Source organism: Methylorubrum sp. GM97 (assembly GCF_024347855.1).
GTDB classification, from domain to species: domain Bacteria; phylum Pseudomonadota; class Alphaproteobacteria; order Rhizobiales; family Beijerinckiaceae; genus Methylobacterium; species Methylobacterium extorquens.
On the sequence record NZ_AP025942.1, the window covers coordinates 4,524,621 to 4,544,595 of the forward strand.

General features: G+C 70.1%; 16 protein-coding genes. 5 read left to right on the forward strand and 11 right to left on the reverse strand.

All coding sequences use genetic code 11. The features are described 5' to 3' along the window. Positions 1-10: 10 nt before the first annotated feature. From MSPGM_RS21145 to MSPGM_RS21170, 6 genes are all read right to left on the reverse strand, one after another. A complete protein-coding gene (locus MSPGM_RS21145) occupies positions 11-1,093 on the reverse strand; it encodes a DNA polymerase III subunit delta' (RefSeq protein ID WP_003602061.1) in 1,083 nt (360 codons plus the stop codon). Continuing rightward, entirely contained in the window at positions 1,083-1,832 is a 750-nt protein-coding gene (gene tmk, locus MSPGM_RS21150) for a dTMP kinase (protein WP_003602062.1), read from the reverse strand. Before tmk ends, MSPGM_RS21145 begins: the two co-directional genes overlap by 11 nt. 54 nt (positions 1,833-1,886) lie before the next feature. Continuing rightward, positions 1,887-2,666, reverse strand: a complete 780-nt coding sequence (locus tag MSPGM_RS21155; protein WP_003602063.1) for an ABC transporter permease — start codon at positions 2,664-2,666, stop codon at positions 1,887-1,889. After that, the gene (locus MSPGM_RS21160; RefSeq protein ID WP_003602064.1) at positions 2,663-3,667 is read right to left on the reverse strand and encodes an ABC transporter permease; all 1,005 of its coding nucleotides are present in this window, start codon (positions 3,665-3,667) and stop codon (positions 2,663-2,665) included. Before MSPGM_RS21160 ends, MSPGM_RS21155 begins: the two co-directional genes overlap by 4 nt. Then, complete coding sequence (locus tag MSPGM_RS21165) at positions 3,664-4,749, reverse strand: ABC transporter ATP-binding protein (RefSeq protein WP_003602065.1); 1,086 nt, start codon at positions 4,747-4,749, stop codon at positions 3,664-3,666. The genes MSPGM_RS21160 and MSPGM_RS21165 overlap by 4 nt, the downstream gene beginning before the upstream one ends. A gap of 88 nt (positions 4,750-4,837) precedes the next feature. Further along, positions 4,838-5,542: a Crp/Fnr family transcriptional regulator gene (locus MSPGM_RS21170; RefSeq protein WP_003602066.1), complete on the reverse strand. Its 705-nt coding sequence runs from the start codon at positions 5,540-5,542 to the stop codon at positions 4,838-4,840. A gap of 376 nt (positions 5,543-5,918) precedes the next feature. Between MSPGM_RS21170 and MSPGM_RS21175 the strand changes: the two genes are divergently transcribed. The 3 genes from MSPGM_RS21175 to MSPGM_RS21185 all read left to right on the forward strand — a co-directional run bounded on the left by MSPGM_RS21175 (position 5,919) and on the right by MSPGM_RS21185 (position 9,829). Continuing rightward, positions 5,919-6,170 (forward strand): hypothetical protein, encoded by a 252-nt coding sequence (locus MSPGM_RS21175; RefSeq protein ID WP_012255321.1) that lies wholly within the window; start codon positions 5,919-5,921, stop codon positions 6,168-6,170. Between the two features lie 170 nt (positions 6,171-6,340). Next, positions 6,341-9,046, forward strand: coding sequence for a DUF2339 domain-containing protein (locus MSPGM_RS21180; RefSeq protein ID WP_261925903.1), 2,706 nt, complete (start codon positions 6,341-6,343; stop codon positions 9,044-9,046). Between the two features lie 393 nt (positions 9,047-9,439). Then, complete coding sequence (locus tag MSPGM_RS21185; RefSeq protein WP_003601380.1) at positions 9,440-9,829, forward strand: hypothetical protein; 390 nt, start codon at positions 9,440-9,442, stop codon at positions 9,827-9,829. A 37-nt stretch (positions 9,830-9,866) separates the two neighbouring features. Here the strand turns inward: MSPGM_RS21185 and MSPGM_RS21190 are convergent, their stop codons facing one another. After that, complete coding sequence (locus tag MSPGM_RS21190; protein ID WP_003601382.1) at positions 9,867-11,168, reverse strand: MFS transporter; 1,302 nt, start codon at positions 11,166-11,168, stop codon at positions 9,867-9,869. A gap of 89 nt (positions 11,169-11,257) precedes the next feature. Beyond that, complete coding sequence (locus MSPGM_RS21195; protein ID WP_003601384.1) at positions 11,258-12,433, reverse strand: pyridoxal-phosphate-dependent aminotransferase family protein; 1,176 nt, start codon at positions 12,431-12,433, stop codon at positions 11,258-11,260. 163 nt (positions 12,434-12,596) lie between these two features. On the opposite strand from MSPGM_RS21195, the gene MSPGM_RS21200 reads away from it, so the two are divergent. Together MSPGM_RS21200 and hyi are read left to right on the forward strand one after the other, a co-directional pair. After that, entirely contained in the window at positions 12,597-13,376 is a 780-nt protein-coding gene (locus tag MSPGM_RS21200) for a GntR family transcriptional regulator (protein WP_003601386.1), read from the forward strand. 55 nt (positions 13,377-13,431) lie between these two features. Further along, positions 13,432-14,208 carry a hydroxypyruvate isomerase gene (hyi, locus tag MSPGM_RS21205; protein ID WP_003601388.1) on the forward strand — a complete coding sequence of 259 codons (777 nt, stop codon included), beginning with the start codon at positions 13,432-13,434 and terminating at the stop codon, positions 14,206-14,208. A 115-nt stretch (positions 14,209-14,323) separates the two neighbouring features. On the opposite strand, the gene MSPGM_RS21210 is transcribed toward hyi, so the two are convergent. The 3 genes from MSPGM_RS21210 to MSPGM_RS21220 form a co-directional block, all read right to left on the reverse strand. Continuing rightward, entirely contained in the window at positions 14,324-15,196 is an 873-nt protein-coding gene (locus MSPGM_RS21210; RefSeq protein WP_003601390.1) for an SDR family oxidoreductase, read from the reverse strand. Positions 15,197-15,272: 76 nt separating this feature from the next. After that, complete coding sequence (locus MSPGM_RS21215; protein ID WP_003601392.1) at positions 15,273-18,245, reverse strand: FAD-binding and (Fe-S)-binding domain-containing protein; 2,973 nt, start codon at positions 18,243-18,245, stop codon at positions 15,273-15,275. Between the two features lie 181 nt (positions 18,246-18,426). Then, complete coding sequence (locus MSPGM_RS21220) at positions 18,427-19,791, reverse strand: polyhydroxyalkanoate depolymerase (protein WP_003601393.1); 1,365 nt, start codon at positions 19,789-19,791, stop codon at positions 18,427-18,429. Positions 19,792-19,975: the final 184 nt, after the last annotated feature.

A 19,975-nucleotide genomic window follows, 5' to 3' on the forward strand; every position in this document is an offset into this window, starting at 1 on the left:
ATCAAGACGGCTACGGAATCCGCGTCGCGGCCGCCAATTCACGAAAGGCCGCGAGCACCAGCGGCCGGCGGTCGAGATTGTAGATCGCGGCCTCGCGAGCCGAGGACGCGATGCGCTCGGCGGCCTCCACCAGCGCCAGCAGCCGGGCCGGGCCCTCCCCTTGCCGCCGGTCGATCTCGGCGGCGACGTGGCGCTGGATCGCATCGAGAACGGTGGCGAGCAGGGGTTCGGCGTCGCGGCCCGCAAGCGTTTCGGCCAGCTTGAGCACGCGCCGCCCGTCCGGCTCGGGCAGGCCGGCAAGAAGGGCCGAGACTTCCGCCTCGACCGCGGCGGTGGCGGGGTCGAGGAGTGCCACCGCGCGGGCGACCGAGCCCTCGCAGAGCGAGACGGCCCGCGCCAGAGCCGCCGCGTCGGGCCGGGCGAAGGGCGCCGGAAATTCTTCGATGATCGCGCGCACGTCCGCCTCAGGCAGCGCACGCAGCGTCAGGGCCCGGCAGCGCGAGCGGATCGTCGGCAGCAGGCGGCCCGGCGCGTGCGAGACGATCAGGAAGATGGCGCGGGGCGGCGGCTCCTCGATCATCTTCAGGAGGGCGTTGGCGCTGTTGGCGTTCAGATCCTCGGCGCTGTCGACGATGCAGACCCGCCAGCCGCCCTCCCCGCCCGCGGTGGCCCCGAACAGGGCAAGCGCCTCGCGGGCGGCATCGACCGAGATGCGGGTCGGCAGCGTCTTGGCACCCGGCGCCTGGACCCGGCGCAGCGCGACCAGATTCGGGTGCGACAGGGCCATCACCTGCCGCGCGGCCGGGTGATCCTCCGGTACGTCAAGGGAATCGGGGGACGGGAGCGTGCGCGGGTCGGCCACGAGCCGGCGCGCGACCCGGTAGGCCAGCGTCGCCTTGCCGATGCCGGCGGGACCGCCGATCAGCCAGGCATGATGGAGCCGGCCCACGGCCAGCGCCCCCGCGAAGGCCGCTTCCGCGTGACCATGCCCGAAAAGGCGGGTCTGTTCGCGGGGGCGCGGGACGTGAGCGAGGTCGCCCGCCTCGGCCTCGGTGCGGGTGTCGCGAGCGGTCCGGGCGGAATCAGGCCGCATGACCGTGTCCTTCCCGCTCCTTGCCCTCCCGGTTCTTACCCTCCCGCTCCTTGACCTCTTGCCGCTGCCCTTCTCCCAGCGCTGGCAGCAGATCCGGCCACCGGGCGGCGATGGCGTTGGCGATGGCGGTCTCGACCGCATCGGGGCCGAGATCCGCATCGATGACGCGGCAGCGCTCCGGCTCGGCCTCGGCGATGCTGCGGAAGGCCGTCCGCAGCCGCTCGTGGAAACGCATGCCCTCGGCCTCGAAGCGGTCGGCGGGTTCGCCCGCCCCGCGCCGCCGCGCCCGGGCGAGGCCGGCCTCGGGCGGCAGATCGAGGATCAGGGTGAGGTCGGGGCGCAGATCCTCGAGCGTTACCCGCTCCAGGCTGTCGATCAGCGCCGGATCCAGGCCGCCCGCCGCGCCCTGATAGGCGCGGGTCGAGTCGGAGAAACGGTCGCACAGCACGATCGCGCCGCGGTCCAGGGCCGGGCGGATCAAGTTCCCGATGTGGTCGATGCGGGCGGCGGCGAACATCAGCGCCTCGGCGAAGGGCCCGTAGGGCTTGGCCACGCCCCGCAGCAGCGCCGCACGCAGGGCTTCCGCCCGTTCCGTCCCGCCGGGCTCGCGGGTGGTCACGACCTCGCGCCCGCTCACCCTGCGCAAGGTCTCGGCAAGGCGCGCGATCTGGGTGGACTTGCCCGCCCCCTCCCCGCCCTCGAAGGTGATGAAGACGCCCCGCGGCGCATCGCTCGACATGGATTGCGGGCTAGCACAGTAGGCGACGGGGCGCGACCTAATCAGCCGCGCGCCCTAGTCGGCCATGGCGCCCTTGCGTCCCGTGAGCCAGGAGGCGCCCAGCACCACGAGGCCGACGGCGGCGATCAGCAGGGTCGAGGCGGCGTTGATCTCCGGGTTCACCCCGAGGCGGACCTGGCTGTAGATCCGCATCGGCAGGGTGGTGGCGCCGGGCCCCGAGACGAAGCTCGCGATCACGAGATCGTCCAGCGACAGGGTGAAGGCGAGGAGGAACCCGGCCGCGACCGAAGGCGCGATCAGCGGCAGGGTGATGCCGAAGAAGACGCGGGCCGGCCCAGCGCCGAGATCGGCGGCGGCCTCCTCCAGCGAGCGGTCGAGGCCTTTCAGGCGCGCACCCACCACCACCGCGACGAAGCCGGTGGCGAAGGTCGCGTGTGCGATGACGAGGGTCGCGATGCCCCGGTCGAGGCCGATGCCGACGAAGAGCAGCAGCAGCGACAGGCCGGTGATGACTTCCGGCATCACCATCGGCGCATAGAGCAGACCGGTATAGGCGCCGCGCCCCCAAAAACGCCCGTGCCGGTCGAGCGCCAGCGCGGCGCAGGTGCCGAGCACCCCGGCGATTGCCGCCGACAGGACGGCGACCTTCAGCGAGACGAGGGCCGAGGCGATCAGCGGCCCGTCCCGGAACAGCACCCCGTACCAGCGTGTCGAGAACCCGCCCCAGACGGTCACGAGCTTCGAATCGTTGAAGGAATAGGCGGCCAGCACGAGGATCGGCACGTAGAGGAAGGCCAGCGCGAGGGTGAGCGCCGTGCGGGCGAAGAGGCTCATCGCTGAGCCCCCTCATGAGCCCCTTCCACCGCTTCCTCGCGGCGCAACTCGGCCTCGCGGAACAGCACCACGGGCCCGACCACGAGGATCAGCAGCAGCACCGCCACCGCCGAGGCCAGCGGCCAATCGCGGTTGGAGAAGAACTCGCTCCACAGCACGCGCCCGAGCATCAGCGTGTCGGAGCCGCCGAGCAGATCAGGGATGATGAACTCACCGACCATCGGGATGAAGCAGAGCAGCGCCCCGGCGGCGAGGCCGGGCAGGCTGAGCGGCAGGGTGACGGTGAAGAAGGCCCGCGCCCGCGAGGCGCCGAGATCGGCGGCTGCCTCGGTGAGTGCCGGATCGAGCCGGCTCATCACCGCGTAGAGCGGCAGCACCATGAAGGGCAGGTAGGCGTAGGTGAGCCCGATCAGCACGCCATAGGGGCTATCGAGAATCGGCAGCGGCGCGGCGATCAGGCCGAGTTTCAGCAGGGCCGCGTTGAGCAGCCCCTCGGGCTTGAGGATCGCGATCCAGGCATAGACCCGGATCAAAAAACTCGTCCAGAACGGCACGATGACCAGCGCCACGAGGATCGGCTGCCAGCGCGCCGAGGCGCGGGCCATGGCGTAGGCCGTCGGCGTGCCGATCCCGACGAGGATCGCGGTGGCGAGCGCGGCATAGCCCAGCGAGGAGAGGGCGGCGTCGCGGTAGAGCGCGTCGGCCGCGATCATCTGGTAGTTCTGGAAGTCGAGCGCCTCGAAGAACTCGCGCCAGCCCTCCAGGCCGCCATCCCATTCGAGCAGGGGCAGGTAGGGCGGCTGCGCGGTGGCCGGCGAGGAGAAGCTGATCTTCAGCGTCACCGCGAAGGGCACGAGGAAGAACAGCGCCAGCCATAGCAGCGGCAGGCCGCGGACGAGACCACGCCCCAGGCGCTGAGACAGCCGCCCCGCATGTGCGGGAGCAACCGGCGATGAGCCGTCATCGCCGGTCGGTCGAGGCTGTCGCGACAGCCCGCTCATGCCGGCAGAATCCAGGCGGATTCCGCGGGCACCCCGAGGGTGACGGTCTCGCCGACCGCCGGGATCGGCCCGGGCGCCGGCAGGGCGGCGGAGGCGCGTAAGGTCGTGCCGTTCGCCATCTCGACCCGGTAGCGGATGCGGTCGCCGAGGAAGGTCGCCTCGGTCAGAAGGCCGGACAGTCCATGGAGCCCCTCCTCCCCGCGCACAATCAGACGCTCGGGGCGAACCGCGATCACGACCGCGTTGCCCGCCTCGCCCTCGCCGCTCGCGCGCAGGAGGCCGAAAGCCGTCTCGACGCTGCGGATGCCACCCGGCTCCGCCCGCCCGAGGCGGCCGTCGATCAGGTTCACGTCGCCGAGCAGACCCGCGACGTAGCGGCTCGCCGGCCGCTCATAGAGCGCGCGCGCCGGCCCCACCTGCACGAGGCGCCCGCGCTCCATCACCCCGATCCGGTCGGCGAGCGCCATCGCTTCCTCGGCATCGTGGGTGACGACGATAAAGCTCGTGCCGAGCCGCCGCTGGATCGCCCGCAACTCGCCTTGCGTCTCCTCCCGCAAGGCCCGGTCGAGCGCACCGAGCGGTTCGTCGAGGAGGAGAAGCCGGGGTTCGCGGGCCAAGGCGCGCGCCAAGGCCACGCGCTGGCGCTGGCCGCCCGAGAGCTTGTCGGGGCGGCGCGCCTCGAAGCCTTCGAGCCGCACCAGCCGGAGGAGGTCCTTCACCCGCCCGGCGCTCTGCGCCCGGCTCAGGCCCAGGCCTTTCAGGCCATAGGCGAGGTTGGCCGCCACGCTCATATGCGGGAACAGTGCGTAGGACTGGAACATCATGTTGACCGGCCGCCGGTGCGGCGGCAGCGCCGTCAGGTCGGTCTCGCCGAGACGGATCGCGCCGGAATCCGGCGTCTCGAATCCCGCCACCATTCGCAGCAGGGTGCTCTTGCCGCAGCCGGACGGGCCGAGCAGGCAGAAGAACTCCCCTTCCGCGAGGTCGAGGGAGACCGCATCGACGGCCGTATGCGCGGAAAAGCGCTTGGTGACCCGCTCCAGGCGGAGCCTCTGGTCCGGAAGGGGAGTGCTGGCGTGCAAGATGGATCTTCGGACCAGTGCCGCGACGTATCTTGGCGACGTAGCGTGGGAAATGGGCCGTGAGAAGCGCTCGCATCGGGAGCGTTTTCTAGGCGTCCTCCCGCAGCGCCTCCTGCACCCGAGCCTCCAACAGGTCGGGACGGCGGATGACGAGGGCGCCGCGGGTGCGGTCGATCAGGCCTTCGCCCGCCATCACCGTGAACTCGCGGGTCACCTGCTCCCGGCGGCAGCCGATGCGGGCGGCCAGCACGTGGTGGTAGGGCGGCGGCGTCACCACCCGCTCCCCCACGGAATCGCTCCCCTGCCCGGCCCGCGGCACGGAGAGGCGCAGCAATTCGGCGTAGAGACGGTGGCGCAGGTCGAGCAGCGCGTGCTCCATCAGCCGGGTGTTCAACTCGCGCACGCGCTTGGCGAGCAGGCGGAACAGCCGGTCGGCGATGACCTCGGAAGCGAACACGATCTGGCGGAAGACGGGGGCGGGGACGACACAGACCTCACCCCGGGTCAGCGCCGTAACGTTGGCTGAGCGGCCGATGCCGTCCAGCGCCGCCAGCTCGCCGAAGAAGGCGCCCACGCGCATCTCGCCGAGGATGACCTCCTTGCCGGATTGCGACCGGTTGAGGATCCGCACTTCCCCCATGGCGAGGAAGTACACGTCGGTAGAGATGTCGTCGTAATCGACGAGCGTCTCGTTCTCGTCGAAGCGCCGCCAATGGCAGCGCGTCTCGAATGGGGAAAGATCGACACCCGGTTCCTTGAAGAACGGGATGCTCGCCAACCGGGCTGTCGCCACGCCTCTTGTACCTTAGTCTACGCGCGTAGACTGAATGGTGAGGCTCCTGCCGGGGCGGGTCAAGTCGCCGGGCGCGGGGGGCGGACGATTGACGTGGACGGCGCGGGCCTCCGGCCGGCACCGGTTCCGCCGGAGGCAGGCCCGACGCCCCGAGTACGACTCACCGGGGACGCTTCGCGAGGCCGTCAGGGCACCAAAAGATCTGAAAGAGAAGCACTTAGCCGAAGAACGAATAAGGACTCTCTCGTCGGCTTCCATGAACTTGCCCGTCGCGCAACAAGTTTTTTGTACTTCAAGTAATCATTTTTCGCGTGATTTTAGGGGTCATTAACCGTAAAGTTTGGGCACCCATCAGAAGCAATCGCGGAGTTAACCGATGTTGGCTGGTTACCGTGACTTATTTCTGCAGGACGCTTTCAAGGTAGGACTGATTTCATCTTCGGGGATCCGCAATGATATCGGATGCCTCATTTGGGACGAGACACCCGATGGTGTCGATGTCGAAGTTGGCCCAGATGTCGTCGTTCCTGATTCTGTGCGCTTGTTCATCGGCTGCATGAAGATCGATTGTCGTTGCGCCGTCGTCGAACGCGAGGGTTGCCGTCTTCATCTCGCCTTTGTCCGCTGAGGCGGCGCCGCGATGGCGTCCGCTGTGGGCACCTGAACCGCCAAGCATTTGCAAGACCGCGCGATCTGTAGGAGTCGTGACGCCACGATTTCACGAGCGTGTGAGCACCCGCACCCGTAAGGGCCGGAGACGAGGCTAGCTTCGCCGCTCCCGAAGCGGACGCTCGGCCTATGGACGATAGTTTTTTCCTGAGTGCGGCACTGATCGTGCTGGCGCTCGCGCTGTCCGGTCCGGCGGCCCTGCTGCTGGCGCTGCGGCAGCGGCACCATATCCGGGTGCTCGAGCGGCGCCTCGCTCTGGTGGAGGCGCGTCCGGTCGCCGGCTCCGGGCCGATCACGGCTCCGATGACGACCCCGATTCTTGCACCGGAGCCGGCTCGTCCGGAGCCGGTGCCTGCTGCGGTGCCGCCCGTTCCCTCCCCTGCCCTTCCGCCTGTGCCGCCGCCGCGCGGTGCGGTTCCGGCCGTGGCGCGGGAGCGGCCGATCTCGGCCCCCGCCCCGTCCATCGAGGAGCGCTTCGGCACCCGCTGGACCGTGTGGGTCGGCGGCCTCGCCCTCGCCTTTGGCGCGGTGCTGCTCGTGCGCTACTCGGCCGAGCGCGGCCTGTTCGGGCCGGGCGTGCGCATCGCGGGCGCTCTTGCCCTCGCGCTCAGTCTCGTCGGGCTCGGAGAGTTCCTGAGGCGGCGCCTGCGCGGGTCGGAGCCCGTGCCTCCGATCTGGCCCGACGTACCGGCCATGGTCACCGCGGCGGGCACGGTCGGCCTGTTCGGCGCGGTCTACGCCGCGCACGCCCTCTACGGCTTCATCGGGCCGGGCCTGGCCTTCGCCGGCCTCGCGGCGACTGGCCTTGCCGCCATGGTCGCCGCCCTGCTGCACGGGCCGGCTTTGGCCGGCATCGGCCTCGTCGGGGCCCTCGCCACGCCGCTCCTCGTCGGGGGCGGGGGGACGAGCCTGTGGCCGCTCGCTCTCTACCTGCCGGTGGTGGCGGGCAGCGCCTATGCCTTCGCCTGGCTGAAGGGCTGGCGCGCGCTTGCGGTAGCGGGCGCCCTCGGCGCGGCGGCCTGGGCCCTGTTCCTCACCCTTCTGCCCGGTGAGAATGTCGCCGTGCAGGTCCACCTCGTGCTGCAGCAGGCGCTGGCGATCCTCGTCTTCGCCGTGCTGCCGGGGCGCGGCGTACCGGACGCAGAGGCGCGCCTCGATCGCTTCGCCGCGCTCGCCCTCGCGGCGACAGCGGGCGTGGCGCTGGCGGTGCTCGGCCTGACGGCCCATGCCGGCAGCGGCCTGGGCTGGGCCGCCGCCGCCCTGGCGGCGATCGTGCTGCCCGCGCTCGCGGGTTTCGTCGCCGCGCCCGCCGCCTTAGGGGGCGCCGTCGCGGCCCTGACGCTCGCCGGCGCCCTCGTGCTCTGGCCGGAGGCGGCCGAGCCCGCGAGCGCCGCCTTCTTCTTCCTCTGGTACGGCACGGACCATCCCGGTCTGCTGCTGGCGCTTGCGGCGGCCGGATCGCTCGCGGTCGCGGGTCTCGGCACGCTACGGCTCCTGGGCGGCAGCCGCCTGCCCTATGCCACCGCGCTGGCCTTCGCGGCGGGCGCGGCGGTGGCGCCCCTCGCGGCACTTGCCCTGGCCTATCTGCGAATCACGGGCGGCGTGGTGGCGCCGGACTTCGCCGCCGCCGCAGGGGGGCTGGCCGCCGGATTCTGCGGTCTTGCCGTCCTGTGCCGGCGACAGGGCGACGCCACCCCCTCCCCGGCCCTCACGCTCGGGCTCGGCGCCTTCGCCGCGGCGGCGGTGGCGAGCCTGTGCCTCGGCCTCGTCTTCGCCCTCGCGGGCGGCTCGCTGACGCCGGCCCTAGCCGGGGCGGCGCTCGCGACTGGCCTGATCGCCCGGCGCCTCGACATCCCGGCGCTGCGCTGGTGCGTGGCCGGTCTGGCCGTCATCGTCGCGGCGCGGCTCGCCTGGGATCCGGCCCTGATCCAGGGCGGCCTGTCGGACCGGCTCATCCTCAACGGGCTCGTGACCGCCTACGGCCTGCCGGCCCTGTGCTTCGGCCTCGCCGCCTGGGCGATCCGCAGACCGGATCGCCCGGCCGACATCCCGGAGCAGGTGGCCCAAGCCCTGAGCCTTCTGCTTTCGGGCCTGTTCGCCTTCCTGCAGATCCGTCACGCGCTCCACGGCGGCACCCTGGCCGATCCGGGCACGAGCGTGCTGGAACAGGGTCTGACGACGCTGACCTCCCTCGGCTTCTCCCTGGTGCTGGTGCGGTTCTCCGGCCCCTCGGCCTCGCCGGTGATCCGCTTTGCTGGCCTTGCCTTCGCCTGCCTCGCCCTGTTCCAGGGCGCGCTCGGCCTCGGGCTCGCCGCCAACCCGCTCCTGACCGACGAGCCAATCACGGGCGGACTCATCCTGAACGATGCCGTGCTCGCCTACGCCCTGCCGGCGGCGGCGGCCTTCGCCCTGGCGCGGGCGGCAGGCGGCGTGCGGCCCGTCTGGTTCGTGCGCATGGCCGGTGGTCTGGGGCTGGCCCTGAGCTTCCTCGCCCTGTGCCTCGCCGTGCGCCACGGCTTCCAGGGCGAGCGGCTCGGGCTCGACCGCGAGACAGGACAGGCGGAGTGGTACGCCTACTCGGCGGTGTGGCTCGGCCTGGGCCTCGTCGCCCTCGGCTACGGCATCCTGCGCGGGTCGGCGACCGCGCGGCTGGCCTCCGCCGTGCTGGTGGGGCTGGCGACGCTCAAGGTGTTCCTGTTCGATCTCTCAGGCCTGGAGGGGCCGCTGCGGGCGCTCTCCTTCCTCGGGCTCGGCGGCTGCCTGATCGGCATCGGCCTCGTCTACCAGCGCCTCGTCTTCGCGCCCGCCCCCCGGCCGGCCGCGCCGGATGCGTGAGACGGTCCCGTTCCGGCACGTCGCCGGTTTCCGGCATTGACCGTCGGCTAACCGGTCGCGGTCATTCTAAGGGGGAGCCACGTTGCGTATCGGCTCGGTCGTGCGAACGACACCCCCCGCCGTCCCGCGTGGACGGCGGGGACGCCCGCACCGGCTCGACGAGCGGTTGCGACGCCGCCGAACGCCCTCCCCCCACCGACACCACCACGGCGCTGAACGGGGTGAGCCGGGCCAACCCGCCGGTGACGATCCGTCGGCCCGGCGCGCTTTCGGTTCCGTCTCGGGGCTTGGCAGGTCCGGTACCTGATCCTTTAAAAAGGGGGGACCGGTCCCTTGTCCCTTCGTCTCGGCAGGGCCATGGGTTCGGAACCGAGCAGACGGGACAGAGAGCGCATGGCGAAGCCGGCGGACGAAGACGAGCAGGCCATCGACCGCCTGACCCTGTACATGCTCAAGGAGACGTACTGCGCCGCCGCGGGCGCCTTGATGCGGATGAGCCCGCAGGCGGCCGGGGTCCTGTTCGAAGCCTTCGAGCGGCAGATCGCCGACGCGCTCCAGCGCATGCACGCCCACCGCTCGGAGGGGCCGGATTCGACCGCCATCGCTCTGGCGGTCGGCGACCGGATCGCTGACATCCTCGATCAGGCCCATCGCCGCCAGTTCGAGCCGGTGACCGCGCCGGGACTTGAGGACCGCAGCCTCAAGGCGGTGCGGGAGACGGGCATCTCGAACGAGGCAGTCGAGATGCTGGCGGACCTCCAGCGCCGCTTCCCCCTTCCCTGAACCGTCGCCGCGGGGAGCGCGCGGCGACGGGACGGATCTACTCCGCCGGCACCACCCGCGGTGTCAGGGGCGCCGGTTCATCCTCGAACGGGCGCTCGGGGTGCATGGTGAAGGCGAGGCCCGCGCCCAGAAGCAGCAGGCCGACCGACCCGGCAAATGGCAGAATCCAGTTGCCGGTGAGATCCACGATCAGGCCGAAGGTAAGCGGCGAGACGATCGCGGCAAACGCCGAGCCGAAATTCATCAGCCCGCTCGCGGTGCCGGCGTATTGCGGGGCGATGTCCATCGGCACCGACCAGATCGGCCCGATCACCAGTTCGAGGAAGAAGAAGCCGCCGCTGAGCAGCAGCGCCACCAGGGTGAGGTCCTTGGTGAAGAACACGCCGGCAAGGCAGGCGGCGGCGCCCAGCATGCCGAGGCAGATCACGTTGCGGCGCGCCTTCTGCAGGTCGCCGGTCTTCTTCAGGATGCGGTCGGAGACCACGCCGCCGAGCGTGTCGCCGACCACGCCCGCAAAGAACACGCCCGAGGCGAACAGGGCCGAGTTCTTGATGTCGAGGCCGTAGCCGTCCTTGAAGAAGGAGGGCAGCCAGTTGAGGTAGAGCCACAGCGACCAGCCGTAGCAGAAATAGGTCAGCGTCACGGGGGCCATGCGCGGGATCAGCCGGCGCCACGGCACCGGCGGTTTGGCGGCCGGCTTGGCCGTCCGGTCGCGGATCGCCAGCCGTTCCAGATCCTCGTTCGTGATGGCCTTATGCTCACGCGGGTCGTCCCGGTAGTAGAACACCCAGACCAGCACCCAGGCGAAGCTGACGATGCCGAGCACGACGAAGGCGCCGCGCCAGCCGACATAGGCCATCATCAGCACCACGAGCGGCGGCGTGATCGCGTTGCCGAAGCGGGCGAACGAGTGGGTGATGCCCTGCGCGAAGCCGCGCTGGTCCTTGGCGACCCAGGACTGCATCGCCCGCGTGGCGGTGGGGAAGGTGGCGCCCTCGCCGAAGCCGAGAGCGAAGCGGGCCAGGAACAGCGAGACCACGCCGCCGACGAAGCCGGTCGCCACCGTCGCCGCCGCCCAGATCAGGCCGCAGATGAACAGCGTGCGCCGCGCGCCCCACTTGTCGGCCATCGCGCCGCCGATGATCTGGAACACCGCATAGGGGTAGGCGAAGGCCGAGAAGATGAGGCCGAGTTCGGTGTTGCTGAGGCCGAGTTCACCTTTGATCGCCGGGCCGGCGGTGCCGACGTTGACCCGGTCGACATAGGTGATGAAGTACATCAGGCAGAGCAGGAACAGCACCATGCCCGGCGCCGTCACGCGGCGTGGGATCGTGATCATCGGGGCTTCCTCCAGTTTTTATGAGCAATCGCCCCGGGCTCCGCATCTGACGCGCGGCTTGGCCCGAGGCGTGGGCGTTCGGGAAAAGATCAGCCGTCGAGGCCGGAGCGCAGGCTCGCCATGGCGGCAAGCACGCCACCCGGCCGGTGCGGCACGCCGGCGGCCGCCAAGCCCATCTCGACGCCGGACAGGGCGCCCATCAGGGTCAGGTCGTTGGTCTCGCCGAGATGGCCGATGCGGAAGATCTTGTCGGCGAGCTTCGACAGCCCGGCGCCGAGCGACATGTCGAATTTCTCGAGCACCAGCGCGCGGAAGGCGTCCGCCCCCTTGCCGTCCGGCATCATCACCGCGGTGAGCACCGGCGAGTGCTCGTCCGGGTTCAGGCACAGCACTTCGAGGCCCCAGGCTTCGACCGCGGCCCGGGTTGCGGCGGCGAGCCGCTGGTGGCGGGCGAAGACGTTGTCGAGCCCTTCTTCGAGCAGGATCGCCACCGCCTCGCGCAGGCCGTAGAGCAAGTTGGTGGCGGGCGTGTAGGGGAAGTAGCCGTTGGCGTTGGGCTTTAGCATCTCCTCCCAATCCCAGTAGGAGCGGGGGAGGTTGTTGGACTTTCCGGCGGCCCGGGCCTTCTCCGAGATCGCGGTGAAGCCGAGGCCCGGCGGCAGCATCAGGCCCTTCTGCGAGCCGCTGACGGTGACGTCGACGCCCCACTCGTCGTGGCGGACATCGACCGAACCGAGCGAGGAGATCGTGTCGACCAGCAGCAGCGCCGGATGTCCGGCGGCGTCGATCGCTTTGCGGATGGCGGGGATGCGGCTCGTGACGCCGGTGGAGGTCTCGTTGTGGACCACCATCACGGCTTTGAAGGAATGGCTGCGATCCTCGGCGAGCTTCGCTTCGACCAGGGCCGGATCGACGCCGTGGCGCCAGTCGCCGGGCACGAACTCGACCTCGATGCCCCACCGCGCCGCCATCTGCCGCCACAGGGTGGCGAAGTGGCCGGTCTCGAACATCAGCACCCGGTCGCCCGACGAGAGCGTATTGACGATCGCCGCTTCCCAGGCCCCCGTGCCGGAGCCGGGATAGATCACCACCGGTCCCTTGGTGCGGAAGATCGTGCGGCAGCCCTCCAGCACCTCGCGGCCGAGCACGCCGAAGTCCGGCCCGCGATGGTCGATCACCTGTCGATCCATGGCGCGCAGCACCCGCTCCGGCACCGGGCTCGGGCCCGGAATGTGCAGGAAGTGTCGTCCGGTGCGGTGCGTCATGGTCCCTCCCGTTGGGCCGGATGCCGGGCGCTTCACGTCGGGCCCGGTCGTTTCATCCCATAGGTTTGCATTCATTTTTGGCCGAGACAAGAAGTATCATGCCTACATTCGTCCCATCGACGGCGGTTGAGCCCGCTGCTACCAATCGGCCATGACTTCCGCCATGACACTCGCCGAACGCGAATCGGAGGGCGCGGACGGCCCGATCCCCCTCCCCGCCCGGCTCCCGGCTGAACTGCCGGCCAAGCCGCGGGAAAACCTCGTGCATTCCCTCCACGACGAGGTGCTGGCGCGGCTGCGCGAATTCATCGTCGAGGGCAATCTCGCGCCGGGCGCCCGTGTCCCCGAACGGCTCCTGTGCGAACGCTTCGGCATCTCGCGCACGCCCCTGCGGGAGGCGCTGAAGGTGCTGGCCTCGGAGGGGCTGATCGATCTGCTGCCGAACCGCGGCGCGCGGGTGCGCCGGATCGGCGAGCAGGAAATCGTCGAGCTGTTCGACGTGATGGGCGGGTTGGAGGCCCTGGCCGGCCGCCTCGCCTGCGAGCGCATCACGGACGAGGCCTTTGCCGAGATCGAGCGGCTCCACCATGAGATGTATGGCCACTATCTGCGGCGCGATCTGCACGGCTACTTCGCGTGCAATCAGGCGATCCATGACCGGATCGTGGCGGCCGCTGGCAACGGGCCGTTGAGCGCCACCTATGCCGGCTTCGCCGGGCGTCTGCGGCGGGCGCGCTACTCGGCCAATCTCGATGCCAACCGCGACCGCTGGGGTGAGGCGATGCGCGAGCACGAGGAAATCCTCGACGCCCTGCGCCGCCGGGCCGGTGCGGAACTCAGCGACATCCTGTTCCGCCACCTGCGCAACAAGCGAAAAGCCGCCGCCGACCGGGAGGCCGCGCAGCCTTTTTCCAGCGAGCCGACCCCGGCCGCCATCGATTGATGTCGGTACAACCCATCATTTTTGAATTCATTTTGCGCGATCAGACGGCCCGGATATGCCTCGCTTCGCTGCCAATCTGAGCCTGCTGTTCACCGAACGGTCGCTGCTCGACCGGTTCGCCGCGGCCCGCGCCGCCGGATTCGCGGCGGTGGAGATGCAGTTTCCCTATGCCGAGACGAAGGAGGCGCTGGCGCGCCGCCTCGCGGAGACGGGCCTGCTGCTCGTGCTGCACAACCTGCCGCCCGGCGACTGGGCTGCGGGCGAGCGCGGCATCGCCATCCTGCCCGACCGGGTGTCCGAATTTCGCGAGGGCGTCGCGCGCGCGATCGACTATGCCGGAGCGCTCGGATGTCGGCAGATCAACTGTCTTGCCGGGCTCATACCGGCCGGCATCGAGCGGGCGCGCCTTCTCGCGACGCTGACCGAAAACCTCGCCTACGCCGCCGACGCGCTGGGAAGAGAAGGCCTCCGCCTGCTGATCGAGCCGATCAACACCCGCGACATGCCGGGCTTCTTCCTGAACCGCCTCGCCGATGCTGCGGCTGTGATCGAGGCGGTCGGCTCCGAAAACCTCTTCATCCAGGCCGACCTCTACCACATGGCGATGATGGGCGAGGATCTGGCCTCCGAACTCGCAGCCCACCGCGCCCGCATCGCCCACGTCCAGATCGCCGACGCCCCCGGCCGCCACGAGCCCGGCACCGGCCGCATCGATGTCTCCGCCGCGTTCGCGACCCTCGACCGCCTCGGTTACGACGGCTTCATCGGCTGCGAATACCTGCCCGCTTCCGGCACCGAAGCCGGCCTCGGCTGGATGTCCGCCTACAGATAGGCCCGAGATCCCAAAGGGATCATCCCTTTGGCGGGGCGCCGGGGCAGAGCCCCGGCTTGTCTCCAGGGCTCTGCCCTGGACCCGCGAAAGGACCTGTCCTTTCGAAACCTGGACTTCAGAAGATCGGCATGCCGCCCGCGACGGTGATGAGGGCGCCGGAGGTGTAGCTGCTGTCTTCGGCCGCCAGCATCACGTAGGCCGAGGCGAGTTCCGCCGGCTGGCCGGGGCGGTTGAACGGCACTTGGCTGCCGAAGGTCTTCACCGCATCCTCGCTCATCCCGGCGGGGATGAACGGGGTCCAGATCGGGCCGGGCAGCACGCCGTTCACGCGGATGCCCTTTTCGGCGAGCAACTGCGCGAGGCCGAGCACCATGTTGCTGAGCGCGCCCTTGGTGGCGCTGTAGGCGAACAGGGTCGGCACCGGGTGCTTGGAATTGACCGAGGAGGTGAAGATCACCGAGGCGCCGGGCTTGAGATGCGCCAGCGCGGCCTTGGTGGCGTAGAACGGGCCGAAGATGTTGGTCTGGAAGTGTTTTTCGAACAACGCGTCGTCGATGTCCGTGACGCCCTGGTTCGGCTGCTGGAAGGCGGCGTTGTTCACCAGGATATCGAGCCGGCCGAATTCCTTGGCCGTGCGCTCGACGATCTCGCGGGCATAGGCCGCGTCCTTGATGTCGCCGGGGAGCAGCAGGGCGCGACGGCCCGCCTTCTCGATCCAGTTGCCGACGGCCTCCGCATCCTTCTGCTCGTCGGGCAGGTAGGAGATCGCCACGTCGGCGCCCTCGCGGGCATAGGCGATGGCCACCGCCCGGCCGATGCCGCTGTCGCCGCCCGTCACCAAAGCGGCTTTTCCGGTGAGCTTGCCGGAGCCCTTGTAGCTCTCCTCGCCGTGATCCGGCTCGGGCGCCATCTTGGCCGTCTTGCCGGGGAAACTCTGGGGCGGCGTCTCGAAGGGCGGGCGCGGGTATTTGGTCAGCGGATCGGTCATCACGGCTCCTTTTGAGGGATTGCCGCGTCAACGGGGGCAGCCGGCGGGTGTTCCACCCGCCGTTGCAGAGCCGCGCTCAGCGCCCCGGCGTCAGGGCCGCGTCGAGCACGCGGGCGACGTGGATCGCGTCGCGGCCGAGACCGTCGTGGATCTGGTGGCGGCAGCTCGTGCCGTCGGCGACCACGAGGTCGTCGGCGGACGCCTTCCGGAGCGCCGGGAACAGCGACAGCTCGGCCATGGCGAAGGAGACGTCGATCGTATCCTTGCCGTAGCCGAAGGCGCCGGCCATGCCGCAGCAGCTCGATTCGATCACCCTCACATCGAGCCCCGGCACCGCGCGCAGCACCGTCTCGACCGACCCCATCACTCCGAACGACTTCTGGTGGCAATGGCCGTGCAGGTGGGCGACCCGGCCGCCCTGGTCGGCGAGCGGGAGGCTGATGCGGCCAGCGGCAAGATCGGTGGCGAGCAGTTCCTCGAACAGCAGGGCGCTCTGGGCCAACTCGCTTGCCTCCGCCCGCGGCAGCAGGGACAAAAACTCGTCGCGGAAGGTGAGGAGGCAGGAGGGCTCCAGGCCGACCACGCGGGCGCCGGCCCGTACGAAGGGCAGGAGCGTGTCGAGCGTGCGCCGAGCCTCCTCCCGCGCCCGGTCGGTCTGGCCGGAGGCGAGATAGGTGCGGCCGCAGCAGAGCGGGCGGCGGCCCTCATGGGCGACGACGCGGTGCAGGCGGTAGCCGGCCGCCCGCAGCACCCGCTCGGCGGCTTCCAGATTCTCGCGCTCGAAGGCGCGGTTAAAGGTGTCGCCGAACAGGACGAGGTCGCGGTGGTCACCCGCCACGTCCTCGGGATGGGCAACCTCGCCGGTCTCCCGCCAGGGCCGGCGCCATTGCGGCAGCGAGCGACGGGCGGAGAAGCCGGTCCATGCCTCACCGAACCGGGCGAGCGCCGGGTAGCGGTTGCGCAGGTTGAGCAGCGGCGCGAGGGCTGCGGCGACGCTGGCGTAGCGCGGCATCTCGGCGACCAGCCGCTCCTTCAGCGGCAGGCCGTGCCGGGCGTGGTAGTGGTGCAGGAACTCGACCTTCATCTTGGCCATGTCGACGCCGGTCGGGCATTCCCGGCGGCAGGCCTTGCACGAGACGCACAGATCCATCGTGCGCTTCATCTCAGGCGACAGGAACGCGTCCGGCCCGAGCTGGCCCGAGATCGCCAGGCGCAGCGAGTTGGCGCGTCCGCGGGTCAGGTGCTGCTCGTCGCGGGTGGCGCGATAGGAGGGGCACATCGCGCCGCCGGCGAGCTTCCGGCAGGTGCCGTTGTTGTTGCACATCTCGACCGCCGAGCCGAACCCGCCCCAGTCCGACCAGTCCAGCGCCGTTTTCTGCGGGGCGCTCACCGCGTAGTCGGGGCCAAAGCGCATCAGGGTGCGGTCGTCCATCTTGAGCGGGCGGACGATCTTGTTGGGGTTCAGGCGGTTGTCGGGATCGAAGCCGTCCTTCACCGTCTCGAAGGCGCGGGTAAGTTTCGCGCCGAACAAAGGCTCCACGAATTCGGAGCGCGAGATGCCGTCGCCGTGCTCGCCCGAATAGGAGCCCTTGTGGCGGCGCACCAGCTCCGCCGTCTCCTCGGCGATGGCGCGCATCTTCCGGACGTCGCCGCCCTGCTTCATGTCGAGGATCGGGCGCACATGCAGGCAGCCGACGGAGGCGTGGGCGTACCACGTGCCGCGGGTGCCGTGCCGCGTGAACACCTCGGTGACCGCGTCGGTGTAGTCGGCCAGATGCTCCAGGGGGACGGCGCAATCCTCGATGAAGGAGACGGGTTTGGCGTCGCCCTTCATCGACATCATGATGTTGAGGCAGGCCTCGCGCACCTCCCAGACCGCCTTCTGGCGGTTGGGCTCCACCACCTCGACGACCGCGTCGGGAAAGCCGTGATCGGCCATGCATTGGTCGAGACGCTTCAGGTCGCGCTTCAGCGCGGCAAGGTCGTCGCCCGCGAACTCGGCCAGCAGCAGGCAGTTGGGCTGGCCCCGCGTGATGTCGGCCAGGGTCGTGCGGAATAGCGGGATGTCGGCGCCGAGCACGAGCACGTTGTTGTCGACGAGTTCGACCGCGACGGGGTCGAGGGCGACGATTGCCTTCGTCGTTTCCATCGCCGCGCGGAACGAGGGGAAGTGACACACGCCCATGGCCCGGTGGGCCGGCAGACGGGAGAGCTTGAGCGTCACCGCAGTGGTGGCGGCGAGCGTCCCCTCCGAGCCGACGAGGAGATGGGCGAGGTTCGGGCGCGGTTCGATCAGGGAATCGAGATTGTAGCCGCCGACCCGCCGCTGCACCTTGGGGTACATCGTCTCGATTTCGTCGCGGTGGGCATCCGCCAGGGCGAGCATGCGTCGGGCGAGATCTTCCGCCCGCGCGCCGCCGGTCACAGCGCTCGCCACATTGCCGGTGAGCCCGAAGCCGAAGGCGGCGCCGTCGTGGAACAGCGCCTCCAGGGCGAGCACGTTGTCGCTCATCTTGCCGTAGCGGAGCGAGCGGGCGCCGCAGGAATTGTTGCCGGCCATGCCGCCGATGGTGCAGCGGGTCGCGGTCGAGGGCTCGACGGGGAAGAACCAGCCGTCGGCTTTCAGCCGCGTGTTGAGGCGCTCCAGCACGTGGCCGGGCTCGACGGTCACCGTGCCCGCTTCCGCGTCGTAGGCGAGCACGCCGTTGAAGTGGCGCGAGCAATCGACCACGAGGCCGGAGCCGATCGGCTGGCCGTTCTGCGAGGTGCCACCGCCGCGCAGGATCACGGGGACGTCGTAGTCGGCCGCGACCTTCAGCGTCGCGGCGATGTCGGCGGCACTTTTGGGGAAGACCACGCCCGCCGGCATGATCTGGTAGATCGAGGCGTCGGTCGCGTAGCGTCCGCGGGTGAAGGCGTCGAAGCGGGCCTCGCCCTGCAGCACCTCCGCAAGCTTGCGCGGCAATCCGGCCGCGTTGCGGGCCTTCGCCCGCGCGCTGGAGGCCGGTGCCTCGAACGCTGCCTCGGCCGGTTTCGCGCTCGCGCCCAAGTGGAACCTCCCTCCCCGCGCCGCAGCCTGTACGGGCGCACGGCTTTTTGAATGCATAATTCCACCGCCGGGACGGGTCAAACGCGGTGGGGTCGCAGCGTCCCTTCCACGGCAAAGCGGCCGCCGGGGGATCGGCGGCCGCTTCGATGGGCGGATGGCGGAGAACGGTCGGGAGCGGCGGTTACAGGGCGATCCGCTGCGGGATCGCTCCCGGTCGATCGACCAGAGGCTCGGGCCACACGATGGCGCGGGCGGGCGTGGCGCGCGGGGGCTGCATGATGGGGCCGTGGCGCAGGATAATCGGGTTCGGCTCCGGTGCCGGCACGACCGGGGCCGGGCGCGGCGCAACGGGCCGCAGGCTGCGTTCCATGAAGCTGCAGACCAACGGCACGATATCCTGGCGGAAGCGCGAGCCGTTGAAGATGCCGTAATGCCCGGCGCCCGGCTGCATGTGGTAGGTCTTGGCCGCCTCGGGCAGGTTCACCGCGAGATCGAGCGCGGCCTTGGTCTGACCGAGGCCGGTGATGTCGTCCTTCTCGCCCTCGACCGCCATCAGGTGGCAGCGGCGGATCGCGCCGAGATCGACCCGTTCGCCGCGATGGCGCAGGGTGCCGCGGGGCAGGTCGTGGCTGATGAAGACCCGCTCGATCGTCTCGAGGTAGAACTCGGCGGTCAGGTCCATGACCGCGAGGTACTCGTCGTAGAAGGCACGATGGCGGGCGGCCGAGTCGCCGTCGCCGCGCACGAGATGGTCGAACATCGCGTGGTGGGCGTCCCGGTGGCGCTCGAGGTTCATCCCCATGAAGCCGGCGAGCTGAAGGAAGCCCGGATAGACCGCGCGGCCCGCTCCCGGATATCCGCCCGGCACCCTGTGGATGCAGTGCCGCTCGAACCACGCGAAGCCTTTCTCCTCGGCCATCAGGTTGACGGCGGTCGGCGAGCGGCGGGTATCGACGGGACCGCCCATCAGCACGGCCGAGCGCGGCACGAGCGGGTGATCCTCCGCTTCCATGCGGGCGATGGCGGCAAGCACCGGCACCGAGGGCTGACAGACCGCCGCGACGTGGAGGTCCGGCCCAAGCGCCGCGAACAGGGCGATGCAGGTATCGATGTAATCGTCGAGGCCGAAACGGCCGGCGCTCGCCGGCACCTGACGCGCGTCGGACCAATCGGTGATGAAGACCTGATGGCTGGGGAGGAACGCCTCGACCGTGCCGCGCAGCAGCGTGGCGTAGTGGCCCGACATCGGCGCGACGATCAGCAGCTTCGGCTTGGCCTCGAGTTCCGCGGAGGGCTCGCCGAAGGCGACGACGCGGCAGAAGGGGCGTTCCCAGACCACCCTCTCCGGCACGTCGAGCCCGAAGGCCGGCTTGGCGTAGACGCGGGTGGCGCGCTCGAACATCTCGCAGCCCGCAGCCATGGTGCGGCTCTGCGGGGCGTAGGCGAAGGGATTGAACGGGTTTTCGCAGGCAAGCTTGGTGGCTTCCGCCGCCAAGCGCATCGGTGCGAGCATAAGATGGCCGGCCTCGTAAAGAGGATACAGCATGCGAGCGCTTCCCTGGGAGCAGCTCGCTTGAATCAAGCTGTCCTTTTCTTGAGTTCGTGAGGGTTAAAACTCCGAACCCCAAGGAAAGTTTCGTTTGCTCTAGTTAGGTTGTGGATCAGAGCAGTCCCGCTCTCTCGAAAAGGGCGCCGCATCGGCTCGGCGGAGGCCGCCTGTCTCTGAGAAC